The organism is Pseudomonas sp. S3_B11 (genome assembly GCF_054667715.1).
On sequence record NZ_CP162749.1, the window covers coordinates 1,694,933 to 1,709,668 of the forward strand.

The following is a 14,736-nucleotide window of genomic DNA, read 5'->3' on the forward strand; positions in this document are numbered from 1 at the left end:
GTTACCCGGAGGCCGAAGCGGGCTCATTCTGAGTGATGTTGAGTTGATATCACTCAGTTGCGTTGGTACTATCCGCGGCGGAGTAGTTGAGCATCGGTAAGCTCACCCGCCCTTTACTTAAGCTTCGGCTTTACATTATCCGCGGGGGAGAAGAAGTTTTCTCCATGCCGGTTCGAATCCGGCCTACTTCACGTTAAGCAGCAATATGACGAGCACTATAATTTTACGTACGCGAGCTTTGAAGCTGTTCCGTACCAAGCTTGGCAATCCGGTGCGAAACCTGAACAGTGTCGTGATCGGTTTATGCGGGGTCGGTGCAGGAATCGCGTTGAAACCCAAGGATCTTGCTGTTAGTTGGGCTCCTGGTGATCTCATCCAGGCTGAGCGTGAGGCAAGAGGGTTTGCAATAAAGTCTTTGATGGTAACGGCCTGTGATGCCTTGGATCATTACCTTGAAGACTTAGGCGTTGGTCCGAGCCCATTGGCTGATATGACCTTACGTTCAGTGCTGAGAAAAGAGCCTCAGATTATCCAAAGGGGCCAGGCGCTCACGCCAAGCGGCATATCAATGCTCGAGACGCGACTGAATGAAGTCATCGATCGCCCATCCGAGATCAAGTCTGTCCTGCGTGATTTTTCGGAAAAGTTCTGTGGCAAACAAAAAACGCTATCGTTGAATGCTCGTTGTGGTGGGCTTTTTTCCCACGCTCAAACCTTGAACGGACCTGCCATTTCCGCCATTCCTCTAAGACCGTCCTATCACTCGGCTGTGGTCCTATTGGTTGCATGGCGCAATGTACTCGTACACGACATGGATACGGATCCGCTAGATCCCAAGGTCGTTTCGGACTTGATCGCGGATAAGGAGTATCTGGCTGCCGAGCATGCCGGTATAGACTTCGAAAAAACCCTTGAGCGATACAGTTCTAAGAGCGAGCCATCTCTTAAGGATATTTCTACACTCGTTTCCATACTCATGCGGTATCTAGCCGCAATTGATGCTCGGCTAATCGCATCCTGCGATCTTGGTAGATTTGTTCAAGAGGCCGTTTGCGAGGAGCTGAACTTGCGTGGCGCGCCAGAAGATACCCTGCGGAAGTGGGCAGGCAAGAGCTATCCTGAGCGTATTTCAAAGGCGCTTAGAATGGTCGGTAACCATGGCTTCGTTTCCACAACTTTTGACAGAAAGAAAAAAGCTATCCTGGACGCGTGATCGCGAAGCAGGACATGAGTTTTCTTGATGCTAATAATTTCAAGGAACTTTCAAGCTTGGTTTTTCCAGATATTTGTAAAGGTAACTAGATCGCGCCAAAATCGCAGAGTCGGGTCAGACCACGGCTGTCAAGTTATAGTCTGATCCGGATTTTCTGCTGAGGCATAGGTCTCTGCATGCTACAGGCCAGTTCAATTCCGGATATATAGGCAGTGACAGAATCAGGCGCCTGATGAAGCCAATCGCGGCAGACGTTCTACCGCTCTTGATAGTACTGCGCTCTACGCCTGGCCTCTTCCCGCTCCATTTCCTCATAATGCTTGCGTTCTTCCCGCTCCCTCTCTTGATGGCGCTCGCGGTGTTTCCTGTCTGCGGCTCGATCCATTTCCCGCTGCTGCTCCCAGTGGCGCCTGTTTGCCTCTCGATAGTCCTGGTTCCGATCACCGGCAAATGCACCCGCTGAGGTGAAGCCAATCCAGGTGAGTGCAAAAATGGCAGCCATTTTCATGTACTTGTCTCTCTAGCGCAGATGTGTGCGGGAGGTGAAATTTGCGGCTTCCGGTAGACCATGAGGATGGTCGCAAGTGCATTGCTATGGGTTGAAAAGGGGACGCTCCAAGTTACGTCCCCTTTTTTCTGCTTTCTAGAAGCTGTACTTGGCGGTCAGCATCATATTGCGAGGGTTGCCGTAGGAGTCACCGCCATAGCTCACGGAGTTGGCGATGGTCGAGTAGTACCTGCGGTCGAAGATGTTGTTGGCGTTGACCTGCAAGTCCAGGTTCTGGCTGACCCGGTAGCCGGCCATCAGGTCGGTGATCGCGTAGCTGCCCTGTTCGAGGCGGTATTTGCTGCCATCAGCCAGCAGGATGTCGTTGTACATGCGGCTCTGCCAGGAGACGTTGCCGCCCACGCGCAGTTTTTCCAGCGGGCCCTGGAAGTGGTAGCTGGTGGTCAGCTTGAACAGATGCTCCGGCGTGTCGGTGTCGAACTGCTTGTTTACGTTCTGTGGGTTGGCGGCGTCCTTGATAGTGTGTGTTCGTGCGTAGGTGTAGCCACCGCCGACTTGCCAGTTTTCGGTCAAGGCGCCTTGCAGTTCGAAGTCGATACCCTGGCTGCGAATCTCGCCGGAGGCTTCATAGCAGGTTGCCTGTGGGCAGTTTGCTGTAAACAGTTGCACGGCGCGGTTTTCCTGGTCGACGCGGAACAGCGCCACGCTCGCATTCAGCGCGCCATCAAAATATTCGCCCTTGATGCCGACCTCGTAGTTCTTGCCGACGATCGGCTTGACCGGGCTACCGGAAGTATCCTTGGAGCTCTGCGGCGTGAAGATATCGCTGTAGCTGACGTAGACTGAGTGATGCTCGTCCAGGTCGTAGATCAAGCCGGCGTAACGGGTGAGGTTACGGGTGACCTTGTAGTCGCCATCGCCATCCCGGTTATCGTAGTCGTACCAGTCCAGGCGCCCGCCGAGGATCAGCTTCAACGGGTCGGCCAGGCTCAGGCGTGTGGTGAGGTAGACGCCATCCTGAGTGGTCACTTCGCGCTGGTTGTTGGTGTGGACGAAGTCCGGTTTACCCGCATTGAACGGCCAGTTGGTGTCGTACGGGCTGTAGTTGTGGGTGGTCATGTCGTAGATGCGCTTGCTGGCGCCCACCACCAGTTCATGGCTGCGTCCGAACGCCTCGAAGGGCCCGCTGGCGAATGCGTCTACTCCGGCCTGGTTTTCATCGAAGTCGGCCTGGTAGACCGTGCGGGCCAGTGTGTTGTTGACCCAGCGCGATTGGTAAGAGCCGGAGAACAACGCGTTCTGTTCGGAGTAGTTGGCGTTGACCTGAAGGTTCCAGTCATTGGCCAGGCGATGACGGACTTCGGCGAATACGGTGTTGATCTCCTGATCCTTGTTCTCCCAATCCGTCCCCGGATTGTAGGAACGTGGCAGGTCCAGATGATGGCCGTCCTGGCCGATCATCGAAGAGCCCCAGAAGTAATTGGTCTTGTCCTTCTGATGGGAAAATCCCAGGGTCAGGGTGGTGTCTTCGCTCAGGTCCGCTTCGGTGACGGCATAGAACAGGCCGTGGTCCTCCTCGACATTGTCGATGAAGCTGTTGGCGTCCTGGTAAGAGGTCACGACCCGGCCGCGCAGCGTGCCACTGTCGTTGAGGGGGCTGGAGGCGTCGACTTCGCCACGGTAGTCGTCCCAGCTGCCGGCCGCACCGGTCAGGGTGACTTTCTGCTCGGCCAATGGCCGCTTGCGGATCAGGTTGATGGCGGCCGAAGGGTTGCCTGCACCTGTCACCAGGCCGGTGGCACCGCGCACCACCTCGACTCGATCGAACATGGCCAAGTTAGGCTGGGCGCCAACGTTAACGCCGTTGTAGCCACTCGGGATGCCGTCATACATCAAGTTGTCGATTTCAAAACCGCGTGCCTTGTAGATCTGCCGACCAGGGCCAGAGGAAAAGTCCAGGAACAAACCGGGCGTCGCCTTGACCACGTCGTTGATGTCGGTCATCACCTGGTCATCCATGCGCTGGCGCGTAATGACGGTGACGGCTTGTGGGGTTTCACGCATCGTCAGCGGGAGTTTGGTCGCGGTCGACATCGCGCCGGTGGTGTAGGACTCGGTGCCTTCCGTGGTACTCCCCAGTTGGCCGCTCCCGGAGACCTCGGTTGCGTCTAGTTCCAGGGTGGCGGGTGGGGTGGTGCTGTTGTCATCGGCAAAGGCTGGGGCGAGGGTGGCCATGCAAATTGCCATGGCCAGAAGATTGCGGGCAGGGGTGAAGTGACGTGGCGGGGTGGCACAAGTCGACATGGATAGATCCTTAGATACTAATGCGTGTGAGAGTAATTCGCATTAAGTATCACAGGATTCATCTAAGCGATAAAGTTTGTTGCGGTTGGAGTAGGCGGTGCGCAGGGTGCACCGCCACCGTACAGTCATCCACGATGGCCGTCGTACCCCGCACAAACTTGAAGGCTAGTTGCCCCGGCCACCACCAAACGACCATTCATCGCTGGCCGTAGTGGTGATCACCACCATTACATCCTCCGCGTCGAGACCTGGAGCTCGCCTCAGTTTCTCGACCAGGTCGCGGTAGAAACGCTGTTTCGTCTCGACGCTTCGAGGGCGGCCAGCGGTAATCGTGATCAGCACAAAGTCATGGCTACGCGGCCCACCCAGGTAGTCGGGATCAAATATCAACTCGCCCACTTCATGTTGGTGGATGACCTGGAAGCGATCGGTCTTCAGCACCTCGAAGCTATCAACCAAGGCATCGTGCAGCCCTTGGGACAATGTTTGTAGATACTCGGCCGACTTCCCCCGGTGCAGTGAAATACGTGAAAACGGCATAACAGTTATTCCCATGGCTAAAGCGACAGGGGGGAAAACTATCAAGTCGCGATAGTTCCGAATATCAGATTTAATAGAGGTGATCATCCCAAATTAGTGGACTATTCAATGCGCCGTCCGACCTTCGATCTTGATGTATTGCGTACTTTCGTCACCGGCGTGGAGTTCAACAGCTTTGCCAAAGCGGCGGATCGTCTCGGTCGATCGACTTCTGCCGTGAGCGCTCAATTGAAGAAACTTGAGGAGCAGATCGGTACTCCGGTACTGGCCAAATCCGGTCGAGGGTTAGTCTTGACGCCCGCAGGTGAATCACTGCTCAGTCATGCCCGTCGGTTGCTGGAACTGAACGACGGCATTTTCCAGACCCTGCATGAAAGCCAAACCGCGGGGACAATTCGCCTCGGGCTTCAAGAAGACTTTGGGGAACATTTACTGAGCGAGATTCTTCGACGCTTCGTCCAGACTTACCCGATGGTGATTCTCGAGGTCAGGATCGCGCGTAACGCCGAACTGCTTGCGTTGGTCGAAAGTGCTGGCCTGGACTTGGCCCTGACATGGGACACAGGGCATATGTCGCCCTATGCCACGCGGCTGGGCGAAACGCAGATGCACTGGATCGGGGCTCGTGACATGCCGTCACTTACCCGCCTTGCTGACTCACCGCTGCCATTGATCATGTTCGACGCGCCTTGCGTATTGCGTAGCGCTGCCACACAGGCACTGGATGTCGCGAAAATTCCCTGGCGAATCGCCCTGACCAGCCCCAGCGTCGCGAGTATCTGGGCGGCCGTCGCCGCCGGTTTGGGCTTGACGCTGCGAACTCGCATCGGGCTGCCGAGTCATCTCGCTGTCGTTTCCGGCTTGCCGGCCGTACCAAGCCTTGGCTATGTGCTTCACAGCAGTGGAGAAGACCCGACGCCCGCCATCCGGCAACTGGCCGCGTTGATCAAAACGAGCCTGCAAGAGCACACGTTCGGTTTTGCGGTTGCGCAGTAGTGGGAGGTGTCAGATTGGGATTTTGATACATAGGTCAAAAAGCAGGGATACGTTTTTACACAGCCTGGGTCTACAACGGCCTGTCGCGAAGGCCGGCAATCGACCCTTTGTCGCCTTCCAACGGATCACACCTTTCAGGGTCTTTACTTCCAGTTAGGCCCTGTAAGTAAAGTTGGGAGCGCGCGATGAGCAACGAACAGGTGGCGCCTGAGACGAAAGGGGTAACGGTGACGTTACTGTCAACGATTGACCTGGGGCCTGAGATCGAGGGTATGGCCGGGCGCCAACTCAGGATGCGCAGGGTGACCATCGAGCCTGGAGGCGTCTTCGGGCCGATTCACAACCATGTCGACAGACCAGGCACCGTCTACATTCTGCAAGGAACGATCACTGACCATCGAAATGGCGTCGCCACGGATTACGGGCCGGGAGTGGGCTGGCCCGAGGACAGGAACACCACGCACTGGCTTGAGAACAGAGGCACGATTGCGGCGGTGGAGATCTCGGTCGATATTGTCAGGCAAGGTTAAGTTCGTTGACTTTACTTGAACTGAGCAACCAGCCAATCCTTCAAATGCCCACACGCCGGATCTTCTGCCTTCTTCTCATCGATCATCAGGTGCTGATAAAGCTGTCTGCCAGGTTCCTGGCCTGCTGAGTCGCGGCCTCACGTGCGTGCCGATCGACGTCTTCTCCCAGGATGGTTTTCTCCACAATCACCGAATGCACATCCGTGATGCCGATAAATTTCAGCCAGGCTTCCACGTAGGGTTTCTGGAAGTCGAAGCGCTCCGCCGGTGTGATCGACTGCGCCGAAAAATCCAGGCCGCGGGCGTACATCACCACGGCGAGTTTATTGTGCAGCATGCCTTCCAGACCGCGTTGCGGGTCAACGCTGAACAGGATGTCTTTCTGCGATACCAGATCGATGAAGTGCTTGAGTTTGTACGGGATGCTGAAATTCCACAGCGGTACGGACATCACGAGTACATCCGCGCGGTGCAGGTGACTTGCCAACGCTTCTAACGTGTTCCAGGCCTCTTGTTGTGCGGTAGTCAACGGCGTGCCATTGAGCCCGGCGTATTTAGCCTCCATGGCCAGATCATCGAATTCCGGCAGGGCCATGTTCCAGAGGTCGAGGGTGATGATTTCGGTGTCCGGGGTGTTTGCTTGATAACGCGCAATGAAACTGCGCGCGACTTCAAGGGAAGCCGAGCGGTGCTTGCGTGGAGAACACTGAATATGGAGAAGAGTCGTCATGACACACCTTGAATGAGGGGAAGGCAGGGCAGGTGGGAGCATTGCAACATAGTTGTAATTGAAATATAAATCGTAAATTAAAGCTCAATTGATCACGTATAAAACTATGTTCGATGCTCTGCTGCTCAAGACATTGGTCACGGTCGTCGATGAAGACGGCTTCAGCCGCGCCGCCCAGAAGCTGCACCTGACGCAGTCTGCGGTCAGTGGCCACGTGCGGCGATTGGAAGAACAGATTGGTAAACCCCTGTTGACGCGCACCACCCGTTCCCAGCAACTGACGGCCGATGGCGAGCGCCTGGTCTCTTATGCGCGCACGATCCTCGCGCTCAACCGTGATGCCTGGACAGACCTGACACGCACGCCGTTTCACGGACGGCTGCGAATCGGAGTGTCCGAAGATTTTGTCGAGGCTCGATTACTGCGCACTGTTCAGGATTTCGCCGCGCAGTACCCCGGAATGGAGATCGAGGTGCAGGTGAACATTCCGGGGACGTTACTGGCGCTGATGAAGCAAGGGCATCTGGAGGTGGTCATCGGTTCGCTGTGCGAAACCAGCGAAGCAGGGCTGTTGCTATGGCAAGAGCCGCTGGTGTGGGCCTGGTCGGCGCAACCCGTCGCCCGATTGCCCACGCCGTTGCCGCTGGCCCTGTTCCCCGAACCGTGCCCTTATCGCGAGGCCGCGCTGACAAGGCTGGCGCAGGCGGGGATCGCCCAACGCACAGTGATGTTGTGCAGCAGCACGGCCGGGTTACGGGCGTCGGCCTTGGCAGGCTTCGCGGTAGCGCCCATGCCTCTGAGTCAGTTGGGCCAAGGATTGGCGGTCATTGGGGTAGAACATGGGTTGCCGGATTTGCCGGATGCGCAATGTCGGCTGTTCACCTCGCCTGATGCGGATCAGACGATTGTGGCAGCGGTCACTCAGCTCATGCTGGAGTATTGCGCCAAGCGCAGGGCTTGATTGTCATTTCAAAGGGGCTGCTTGAGCGCCTCAATGGCGACTAACAGTCCCCCTCACATCATCCTCACATCATCCTCACACCACTGCAGCTGCAATCGCTCTGGAGCGCCAGGCAAAAGCCAACACCATCAGCAAACCCAACCCCGCCATTGCCGCCCCGGCCAGGGAAATCGCCGGATACCCCAACCCCGCATTGATCACCGCCCCCCCGAGCGCCGCACCAATCGCGTTACCGAGGTTGAAGGCGCCGATGTTCACCGCCGAGGCCAGGTTGGGCGCGTCCTTGGCTGCTTCCATGACGCGCATCTGCAGCGGCGGCACCAGGGCGAAGCTGGCGATACCCCATATCAGGATGGCCACGGCGGCCGGCAGCGGCCAACGCATCAGTACGGTGAACGCCAGCAAGACAAGAATCAGCACGCTCAGCGAAACGATCAGGGTGCGGTCTATCGAGCGGTCGGCGGCCTTGCCGCCCCACATGTTGCCCAGCGTCAACCCCACACCGAACAGCACCAGCATGGCCGTGATGTAGGCTGTGGACGCATGGGTCTCGCTGCTGAGGATCGGCGCGATGTAGGTGAAGACGGTAAACATGGCACCCGAGCCGACGACGGTCAGGGCCAACGCTCCCAGCACCGGTCCGCGGCCCAGTACCCGAATTTCGGCCAGTACACCGACGCCTTGCGGCGCCGGCAGGTTGGGCAGGGCGAACCACAACGCGGCCATGGTCGCCACGCCTAGGCCGGTAATACCCCAGAAAGCGGTGCGCCAGCCGAACAGTTCGCCAAACCAGGCGGCCAGCGGCACGCCGCCGATGGTCGCCAGGGTCAGACCCATGAACATGGCCGCGACCGCCCCAGCACGCTTCTCTGGGGCGACCACACTGGCGGCTACGATGGAACCAACGCCAAAGAACGCACCGTGGTTCAGTGAGGTCACCACCCTGGCGACCATGAGGCTGTAGTAATCGGTCGCCAAGGCTGACATCAGATTACCCAAGGTGAAAATCGCCATGAGTCCGATCAGCAGATAGCGCCGGGGAATCCTGCCGGTGGTCAGGGTCATCAGCGGCGCGCCGAGCAGAACGCCCAGGGCGTAAGCGCTGACCAACAGACCCGCAGCGGGAATGGAGACGCCGAGATCCGCAGCGATGCCCGGCAACATGCCCATGGGGGCGAACTCGGTAACGCCGATGCCGAAGGCACCAATGGCGAGTGCGACAAGTGGTGGATTGATACGCATGGAAGGCTCCTTATCTATGCCGCCAATGCTACGATCCAACTTTTTCAGGCGGTAGATAGCATTTTTGGCAATCACCTTTGCGTAAGGAGCACAAATGGACTTTAACGGCAGGTCCGGTGAAATGAGCGTGTTCGCCACCGTGGCGCAAGAAGGCAGCCTTTCAGCCGCCGCGCGTGCATTGGGGCTGACACCCTCGGCGGTCAGTCGGATCATCGCGCGTACCGAACAACGCCTTGGCACCCGCCTGCTGCTGCGCACCACCCGAGCGATCACCTTCACCGCCGAGGGTGAGGCGTTCCTGCGCGGCGCCCGGCGTATCCTGGCCGACATGGCCGAGGTCGAAGAAGCTATCGCCGACCAGGGCGTACCCAGGGGTCGCTTGCGCGTCAGCGCCGCCCTTGGCCATGGGCGGCTGGCCATCGTTCCCTTGGTGGCAGCGTTCAGCGCCCGCTACCCGAACATCGTCGTCGACCTCACCCTCGGCGACGAAGTGGTCGACATTCTCGGCGGCCAGGCCGACGTAGCGGTACGCTTTGGCCATCTGCCCGACAGCCCACTGACCGCGCGCAGGATCGGCGATACCGGCCAGGTAGTGGTGGCATCGCCCGACTATCTGCGGCGCCACGGCACCCCCGAGGAACCGGAAGACCTGCTCCGGCACAATTGCCTACGCTTCAACTTCCGACGTGCCGAACCCAACTGGCCGTTCATCCGCGACGGACGAGAGTTCTCCCTGAAGGTCAGCGGCAACATCGAATGCAGCAGTGGTGAAGCGCTGGCGCAACTTGCGCGAGTAGGTGCCGGTATTGCGCGCATCGGCGAGTTCACCGTGAGCGAGGACCTGCAGCGCGGCGACCTGATACCGCTGCTGGAAGCCTGGAACCCAGGTGATCGGGAACCGATTCATGCGGTGTTCGTAGGGGGCTCGGCAATGCCGGCGCGGGTGCGGTTGTTTGTGGACTTTTTGGTGGAGCATCACCGGATGTAAGCGCCGGACCGTTGCTAGGTTGTAAGCATGTCCAGGAGTCCTTCCAATGTTTTAATGGAACGCTCCGCTGGCGTTATGCTCGCTGGCCATGGATGGAATCCACTCAACCAGACGGCAAGCATTCCGGCTGCTGTAGCTCCCAGGTAATCGTTCTGTGGGTGATCACCGACAAACCAGCAATGCTCAGGACGAACTCCCAACGCCTGCGCTCCCAGATGGAATATCTCAGGCGTCGGTTTCGCGATGCCGCACGCCTCGGAGCAAATCATGGTTTCAATGGTTTCGCCGAAAGGTAGTGCCGCCAAAGTCCGCCGTCGCGAATGCTCGGCGCCGTTGGAGATGACGCCCATGGCAATACCCTTGCGATGAAGTGCTTGAACCATCGCGCCAGCGCCTGGCATTTCAACCGCAGCGCTCGGGAAGTGATTCATCCAGTGTGTAATTAATCGCTTGGGATCGACTGGCCCAGTCCACTTCAGCTCCTGGGCTAGCGTGTACCCAACCGCCTCGCGGATGGAAGAATATTCAGATTCCGGTCGCAGATACCCACCGTTGTCGGTGCGCGCGATCAGATGAGAGATCTGACGGATGTCTGCTTCAGCGATTTGAGTCTTGAACTCATGCAGAAATCGCTCGGCATAGCGGTCAATGCTGAGCGCGCGATGAGTGAGTGTGTTGTCCAGATCGAACAGAATAGCTTTCGGTGCCAAGTTCCCTCCCAGCGATCACGATGCATTGGCTAACTTGATTACAGACAGACTTTCGCTTGAAGAACCTTTTTGAAACAGCAGAACGCGATTTGCCGGATGCGATAAGGGCCCTTAGGGTTTGTCTGAAAAGTCAGTCCGCAAGCATCTCTCGATGCAGGCCAGTGTGGCCATGGCTTTAAAGCTGCTGGCCAGTTTGTCGTAACGCGTACAGATCCGACGTTTTTCTTTGGGCCAACTGAACAGTCGCTCAATAACGTTCTCGCCGGGTGAGAGCATGATGGCCAGCGGGAAGCCATGGGTGTCGCAGGCGAGGTGTATTTTGGTGGTCAGTCCGCTGGGTGATCGCGATGACTCTCCCCCTACCGTCCAGTGAATCCATCCATAGGCCCATCCATTTCGAGGGGATCGTCACTAGAAAAGCTGCCCGAGCGTGCAGATGCTGCACGGGCATGAACCAACAAGGTGAGTCGCAGGGCCACGATGTTGCTCCGGCAATGGATTTTAACGCTCGAATACTGGATACCTTGAGGCACCAATCAGGAGGGCTATCCCCATACCCTGCGGTTTCAGCTGGCTGAAGGATAAGCCATTCCTACTGCCTTTCTCGATAGTGGCGAATAGGCAGTGCATACTGTCTGCCCCACAACTGCCACACCGGCCTTCAGCAGAAGCTCATGGCGTTTTCCAGCAATCAGTCCAGTTCAGGCAACGCCTGTAATTCCCGGTTGCAGTTAGAGTCCACAGGGTCGTTGAAGGTGGCAGGGGTAATCCGGCGCCGGTCTATCGTCAAGTCAAATACGTCGAAGCGATTGTAATAACCGGCGATGTCATGAAACTGCTTCGGCTCCACGCATTCGTTCAAATCGAAAGTGGCGTAAGCCAGGCCTTCCTCGTTCTGCAACAGGTCGCCAATGGAGGCCCCCGCCGGGTCGAGAAATTGCGTAGCGGCACGTGGACTGTTGCGCAGCACTTCGATGGCTTGCTCATCACTGCTGGCCGAGAGCATGTCGAGCATCGAATCATCCATGAAGCCTGCATTCAAGATGCCGAATACCTTGGCTTCAAAGCACTGCGCCCCTGCGCGAATTCTGTTGGCCGCGAGGTTGTCGAAATTCTGGCCGCCGGGTTTGCGCGTCGGCCAGATCGCCGGCCAGGCGGAGATGTGGATCTGCTCGCCTTGCGCCGCCAAGCTGTACTTGGCCAGGGGGTTGGTGTTTTCGCCACAGATCAGGGTGCCTATTTTGCCGATGCGGGTATCGGACACACGCAGGCCGTGACCATCGCCGGGCGCCCACACCATCTTTTCATAGAAGGTAGGCACCAGTTTGCGATGGTGGTTGAGCACGGTGCCTTGTTCGCTGATCAGTACGTTCGAGTTCCAGATGCAGCCGACACTGGCCGGCGTCGCTTCACTGAACCCCAAGGAAACGAGGATGCCATGGCGCCGTGCGGCGGAGCGGATGGCGGTGATCTCCGGGCCGTCAATCATCACGCTGTTCTCGACCATCAGCTTGAACCAATCATGGTTATAGATGGGCGCCCACAGCGCCGCCCAGACCGGAAAACCTGGGATGAAGGACTCCGGAAACACCACCAGTTCGGCGCCATTGGCGGCCGCTTCGGCGATGAAGGAACAGGCCTTGTCTACGCAGGCGGCCTTGTTCATATACACGGACGCGGCGTGGGCGGCGGCGACTTTTACAGTAGGCAGGGACATGATGGAAACCTTGACGAATTAGTGTTGAGCCGCTTGTGCGACGCCCAGGCCGGTCTCGCGGCGCACGGAAAACTCCACCCAGCGCGACAGCGACAGCTGGCTGGGGAACAGCAGCGAAAACAGAATGACCAGGGCAAAGCCGAGCGGGATAGAGATCAACCCCGGGTTGCGCAGCTGCACCCATGGCTCACGCAGGCCGATGAGGCTGGTGGCCGAGTCCGGGATCAGGCTGGCGGTTGCCTGTTGCTTGGTCACATCGCTGAGTAATTGCTCGCGCTCCGTGGCGGTGGCAACCAATGCGCCCTTGTCGATCAATTCGATTTTGGCTTGGGATTTAGCGGCTGCGGCCAGCGCCACCTGTTTTTGCTGCAGCGGGTAGCTCATATTCGGCGACACCAGCACCAGGCCGATGGACAGCACCGTGCCGCCCAGCAAGCCCGCGATCACGCCAGCGGTGCTGCAGCGGCGCCAGTACAGGGTCAGCAGCAGTGCCGGAAGGTTGGCCGACGCGGCGACCGCATAGCCCAGCCCGACCAGTTGCGCGACGTTCTGGCCCTTGGCCGAAATGCCCACGCAGATGGCGATGACGGCGATCGCCAATGTCGCCAGGCGGGCTGCGGTGGCCTGCTCGCCCTCGGTGGCCTTGCCCTGGCGCACGGCGCCTACATACACGTCATGGGCGAGTGTGGAGGCTGCTGCCAGCGTCAGCCCGGCGACCACTGCGACTATGGTTGCGAAGGACACGGCCGCGACGAACGCGAGCATCAGGTTGCCGAGCAGGCTATCGGCGCCACCGCCCAGGAACTGGGCCAGCATCGGGGCGGCGAGGTTGCCGCCCTTGTCCATGGTGGTAATCGCGAAGGGCCCCAGGTGGAGCGCGGCGGAGAAACCGATGACGATGATGAACAGATGGCACAGGCCGATCAGCAGCATGGCGGTCAGCGCCGAAGTACGGGCACTTTGTGCGTCGCGCACGGTAAAGAAGCGCATCAGGATATGGGGCATGGCCGCCGTGCCGAGCACCAGCGCCAGGCTCAGGGAGATCTGTTCCAGCGGATTCTTCAGGTACAGCCCAGGCTCCATGAAGCGTTGCCCGGCTTGTTCCGCCGAGAGTTGGGACACGCCGTTGAGCAAGGTGCCGAGCACGTGTTTCTGCACGGCCGAGCTGCCTACCAGGTCGCTGAAAAAGGCACTGATGTTGAAGCCATAAGGGGCCCAGCTCAGTACCACCAACAGGAAGCAGAAGGCAATCAGCAAGGTGGCTTTGAGGATCTGCACCGAGGTGGTGGCACGCATGCCGCCAAACAGCACGTAGACCAGCATCAGCACGCCCACCGACACCACCGATATTTCGAATGGGATACCGATAAGTGCAGCGATGATCACGGCGCCGCCAACGATCTGCGGCACCATATAAAAGAGCGCGACCAATACACTGGAAATCGCTACTGCGAACTTCGAGGCGCGGAAGTTATTACGAAACGCCAACACATCGCCCAAGGTATATTTACCCAAGTTGCGGCAAGGCTCGGCGATCAGTAGTAGCACCGGTATGAAAGATACAAAGAAGCCGATGACGTAGGTTATACCGTCCAACCCATAGATGGCGATAAGGCCGGAGACCCCTAGAAATGCGGCTGCTGACAGGTAATCACCGGCAATGGCGAGGCCGTTGATCCGGCCGGACAATGCACCGCCCGCGGTATAGAAATCCTTCACCGAACTGTTCTTGCGCGCGGCCCAGAAGGTAATCCCAAGGGTGATCAGGAACAGCGCGGCAAACACGCCGAAGGTCAGTGGCCGGTTGGCTTCGGAGACCAGCGTGGCGGCGTTGCCCTGGCTGGCCGTGAGCAAGGCGGCCAGCCCCATGCAGGCTTTGAATGCTGTCGAGCCGCGCAGGGTGGCCAAGCGGTTAGTGCGGTTGGTTTGGGTCATGATTGACGCTCACGGAAGCTTCGGAAACCAGGGCGACGGACATCGCGTCGATGTTCTTCAAGCGGCAGGCATAAAAAATGGCAATCGCAGCACCGAAGAAATATTGCCCGACCAGATACACCAGGCCAACATTGATGGCGCCATAAATCTTATAAGAAAGAAATTCGGGGAAGTATGCAGAGAACAATGGAATGGCGAAGTACACCACCATGCTGATCAGCATCAGCGTGGAGACCAGCCGGCGCCGTCGTTTAACCAGTATTGCAAAGTTTGGGTGCTCGAAAATGGCACTCCAGATGGAGTCTTGTTTCATTGAGTGCGCCTCGGTCGGGTAGGTGGCGAACTCAGTTTAAAGTACGGGC

14 protein-coding genes and 1 tRNA gene are annotated in these 14,736 nt (G+C 58.1%); 6 read left to right on the plus strand and 9 right to left on the minus strand.

Annotation, left to right across the window (positions count from 1 at the left end; translation table 11 throughout):
• Nucleotides 1-79 precede the first annotated feature (79 nt).
• Both AB4O22_RS07925 and AB4O22_RS07930 read left to right on the plus strand, forming a co-directional pair.
• A tRNA-OTHER gene (locus AB4O22_RS07925) sits at nt 80-191 on the plus strand.
• A gap of 47 nt (nt 192-238) precedes the next feature.
• Nucleotides 239-1,213 carry a hypothetical protein gene (locus AB4O22_RS07930; protein ID WP_460106693.1) on the plus strand — a complete coding sequence of 325 codons (975 nt, stop codon included), beginning with the start codon at nt 239-241 and terminating at the stop codon, nt 1,211-1,213.
• Nucleotides 1,214-1,469: 256 nt separating this feature from the next.
• Here AB4O22_RS07930 and AB4O22_RS07935 read toward each other — a convergent pair whose 3' ends face one another.
• From AB4O22_RS07935 to AB4O22_RS07945, 3 genes are all read right to left on the minus strand, one after another.
• A complete protein-coding gene (locus AB4O22_RS07935; protein ID WP_028237312.1) occupies nt 1,470-1,721 on the minus strand; it encodes a hypothetical protein in 252 nt (83 codons plus the stop codon).
• Between the two features lie 135 nt (nt 1,722-1,856).
• Nucleotides 1,857-4,025 (minus strand): TonB-dependent siderophore receptor, encoded by a 2,169-nt coding sequence (locus AB4O22_RS07940; protein ID WP_028237311.1) that lies wholly within the window; start codon nt 4,023-4,025, stop codon nt 1,857-1,859.
• A gap of 165 nt (nt 4,026-4,190) precedes the next feature.
• Nucleotides 4,191-4,565: a tautomerase family protein gene (locus tag AB4O22_RS07945; RefSeq protein ID WP_460096092.1), complete on the minus strand. Its 375-nt coding sequence runs from the start codon at nt 4,563-4,565 to the stop codon at nt 4,191-4,193.
• A 108-nt stretch (nt 4,566-4,673) separates the two neighbouring features.
• On the opposite strand from AB4O22_RS07945, the gene AB4O22_RS07950 reads away from it, so the two are divergent.
• Together AB4O22_RS07950 and AB4O22_RS07955 are read left to right on the plus strand one after the other, a co-directional pair.
• Nucleotides 4,674-5,561: a LysR substrate-binding domain-containing protein gene (locus tag AB4O22_RS07950; protein ID WP_027913167.1), complete on the plus strand. Its 888-nt coding sequence runs from the start codon at nt 4,674-4,676 to the stop codon at nt 5,559-5,561.
• A 185-nt stretch (nt 5,562-5,746) separates the two neighbouring features.
• Entirely contained in the window at nt 5,747-6,091 is a 345-nt protein-coding gene (locus tag AB4O22_RS07955; RefSeq protein ID WP_013693659.1) for a cupin domain-containing protein, read from the plus strand.
• 85 nt (nt 6,092-6,176) lie between these two features.
• Here the strand turns inward: AB4O22_RS07955 and AB4O22_RS07960 are convergent, their stop codons facing one another.
• Nucleotides 6,177-6,821 carry an FMN-dependent NADH-azoreductase gene (locus AB4O22_RS07960; RefSeq protein ID WP_013693658.1) on the minus strand — a complete coding sequence of 215 codons (645 nt, stop codon included), beginning with the start codon at nt 6,819-6,821 and terminating at the stop codon, nt 6,177-6,179.
• A gap of 106 nt (nt 6,822-6,927) precedes the next feature.
• Between AB4O22_RS07960 and AB4O22_RS07965 the strand changes: the two genes are divergently transcribed.
• Nucleotides 6,928-7,782, plus strand: coding sequence for a LysR substrate-binding domain-containing protein (locus AB4O22_RS07965; protein WP_003203143.1), 855 nt, complete (start codon nt 6,928-6,930; stop codon nt 7,780-7,782).
• A gap of 75 nt (nt 7,783-7,857) precedes the next feature.
• On the opposite strand, the gene AB4O22_RS07970 is transcribed toward AB4O22_RS07965, so the two are convergent.
• Complete coding sequence (locus AB4O22_RS07970) at nt 7,858-9,024, minus strand: MFS transporter (protein ID WP_003203142.1); 1,167 nt, start codon at nt 9,022-9,024, stop codon at nt 7,858-7,860.
• Between the two features lie 94 nt (nt 9,025-9,118).
• On the opposite strand from AB4O22_RS07970, the gene AB4O22_RS07975 reads away from it, so the two are divergent.
• Complete coding sequence (locus tag AB4O22_RS07975; protein WP_003203140.1) at nt 9,119-10,012, plus strand: LysR family transcriptional regulator; 894 nt, start codon at nt 9,119-9,121, stop codon at nt 10,010-10,012.
• A 14-nt stretch (nt 10,013-10,026) separates the two neighbouring features.
• Here AB4O22_RS07975 and AB4O22_RS07980 read toward each other — a convergent pair whose 3' ends face one another.
• From AB4O22_RS07980 to AB4O22_RS07995, 4 genes are all read right to left on the minus strand, one after another.
• Nucleotides 10,027-10,722 carry an HAD family hydrolase gene (locus tag AB4O22_RS07980; protein ID WP_223472285.1) on the minus strand — a complete coding sequence of 232 codons (696 nt, stop codon included), beginning with the start codon at nt 10,720-10,722 and terminating at the stop codon, nt 10,027-10,029.
• Nucleotides 10,723-11,413: 691 nt separating this feature from the next.
• Nucleotides 11,414-12,439, minus strand: coding sequence for a carbon-nitrogen hydrolase family protein (locus AB4O22_RS07985; protein ID WP_003203135.1), 1,026 nt, complete (start codon nt 12,437-12,439; stop codon nt 11,414-11,416).
• Between the two features lie 18 nt (nt 12,440-12,457).
• A complete protein-coding gene (locus AB4O22_RS07990) occupies nt 12,458-14,374 on the minus strand; it encodes a solute symporter family protein (RefSeq protein WP_013693653.1) in 1,917 nt (638 codons plus the stop codon).
• Nucleotides 14,352-14,687 carry a DUF485 domain-containing protein gene (locus tag AB4O22_RS07995; protein WP_003203130.1) on the minus strand — a complete coding sequence of 112 codons (336 nt, stop codon included), beginning with the start codon at nt 14,685-14,687 and terminating at the stop codon, nt 14,352-14,354. The genes AB4O22_RS07990 and AB4O22_RS07995 overlap by 23 nt, the downstream gene beginning before the upstream one ends.
• Between the last annotated feature and the right edge of the window lie 49 nt (nt 14,688-14,736).

Bases quoted from the DNA above. Each gene is read 5' to 3' on its own strand.
- AB4O22_RS07935 (WP_028237312.1), bottom strand. From the start codon at position 1,721: ATGAAAATGGCTGCCATTTTTGCACTCACCTGGATTGGCTTCACCTCA.
- AB4O22_RS07940 (WP_028237311.1), bottom strand. From the start codon at position 4,025: ATGTCGACTTGTGCCACCCCGCCACGTCACTTCACCCCTGCCCGCAAT.
- AB4O22_RS07945 (WP_460096092.1), bottom strand. From the start codon at position 4,565: ATGCCGTTTTCACGTATTTCACTGCACCGGGGGAAGTCGGCCGAGTAT.
- AB4O22_RS07950 (WP_027913167.1), top strand. From the start codon at position 4,674: ATGCGCCGTCCGACCTTCGATCTTGATGTATTGCGTACTTTCGTCACC.
- AB4O22_RS07955 (WP_013693659.1), top strand. From the start codon at position 5,747: ATGAGCAACGAACAGGTGGCGCCTGAGACGAAAGGGGTAACGGTGACG.
- AB4O22_RS07960 (WP_013693658.1), bottom strand. From the start codon at position 6,821: ATGACGACTCTTCTCCATATTCAGTGTTCTCCACGCAAGCACCGCTCG.
- AB4O22_RS07965 (WP_003203143.1), top strand. From the start codon at position 6,928: ATGTTCGATGCTCTGCTGCTCAAGACATTGGTCACGGTCGTCGATGAA.
- AB4O22_RS07970 (WP_003203142.1), bottom strand. From the start codon at position 9,024: ATGCGTATCAATCCACCACTTGTCGCACTCGCCATTGGTGCCTTCGGC.
- AB4O22_RS07975 (WP_003203140.1), top strand. From the start codon at position 9,119: ATGGACTTTAACGGCAGGTCCGGTGAAATGAGCGTGTTCGCCACCGTG.
- AB4O22_RS07985 (WP_003203135.1), bottom strand. From the start codon at position 12,439: ATGTCCCTGCCTACTGTAAAAGTCGCCGCCGCCCACGCCGCGTCCGTG.
- AB4O22_RS07990 (WP_013693653.1), bottom strand. From the start codon at position 14,374: ATGACCCAAACCAACCGCACTAACCGCTTGGCCACCCTGCGCGGCTCG.
- AB4O22_RS07995 (WP_003203130.1), bottom strand. From the start codon at position 14,687: ATGAAACAAGACTCCATCTGGAGTGCCATTTTCGAGCACCCAAACTTT.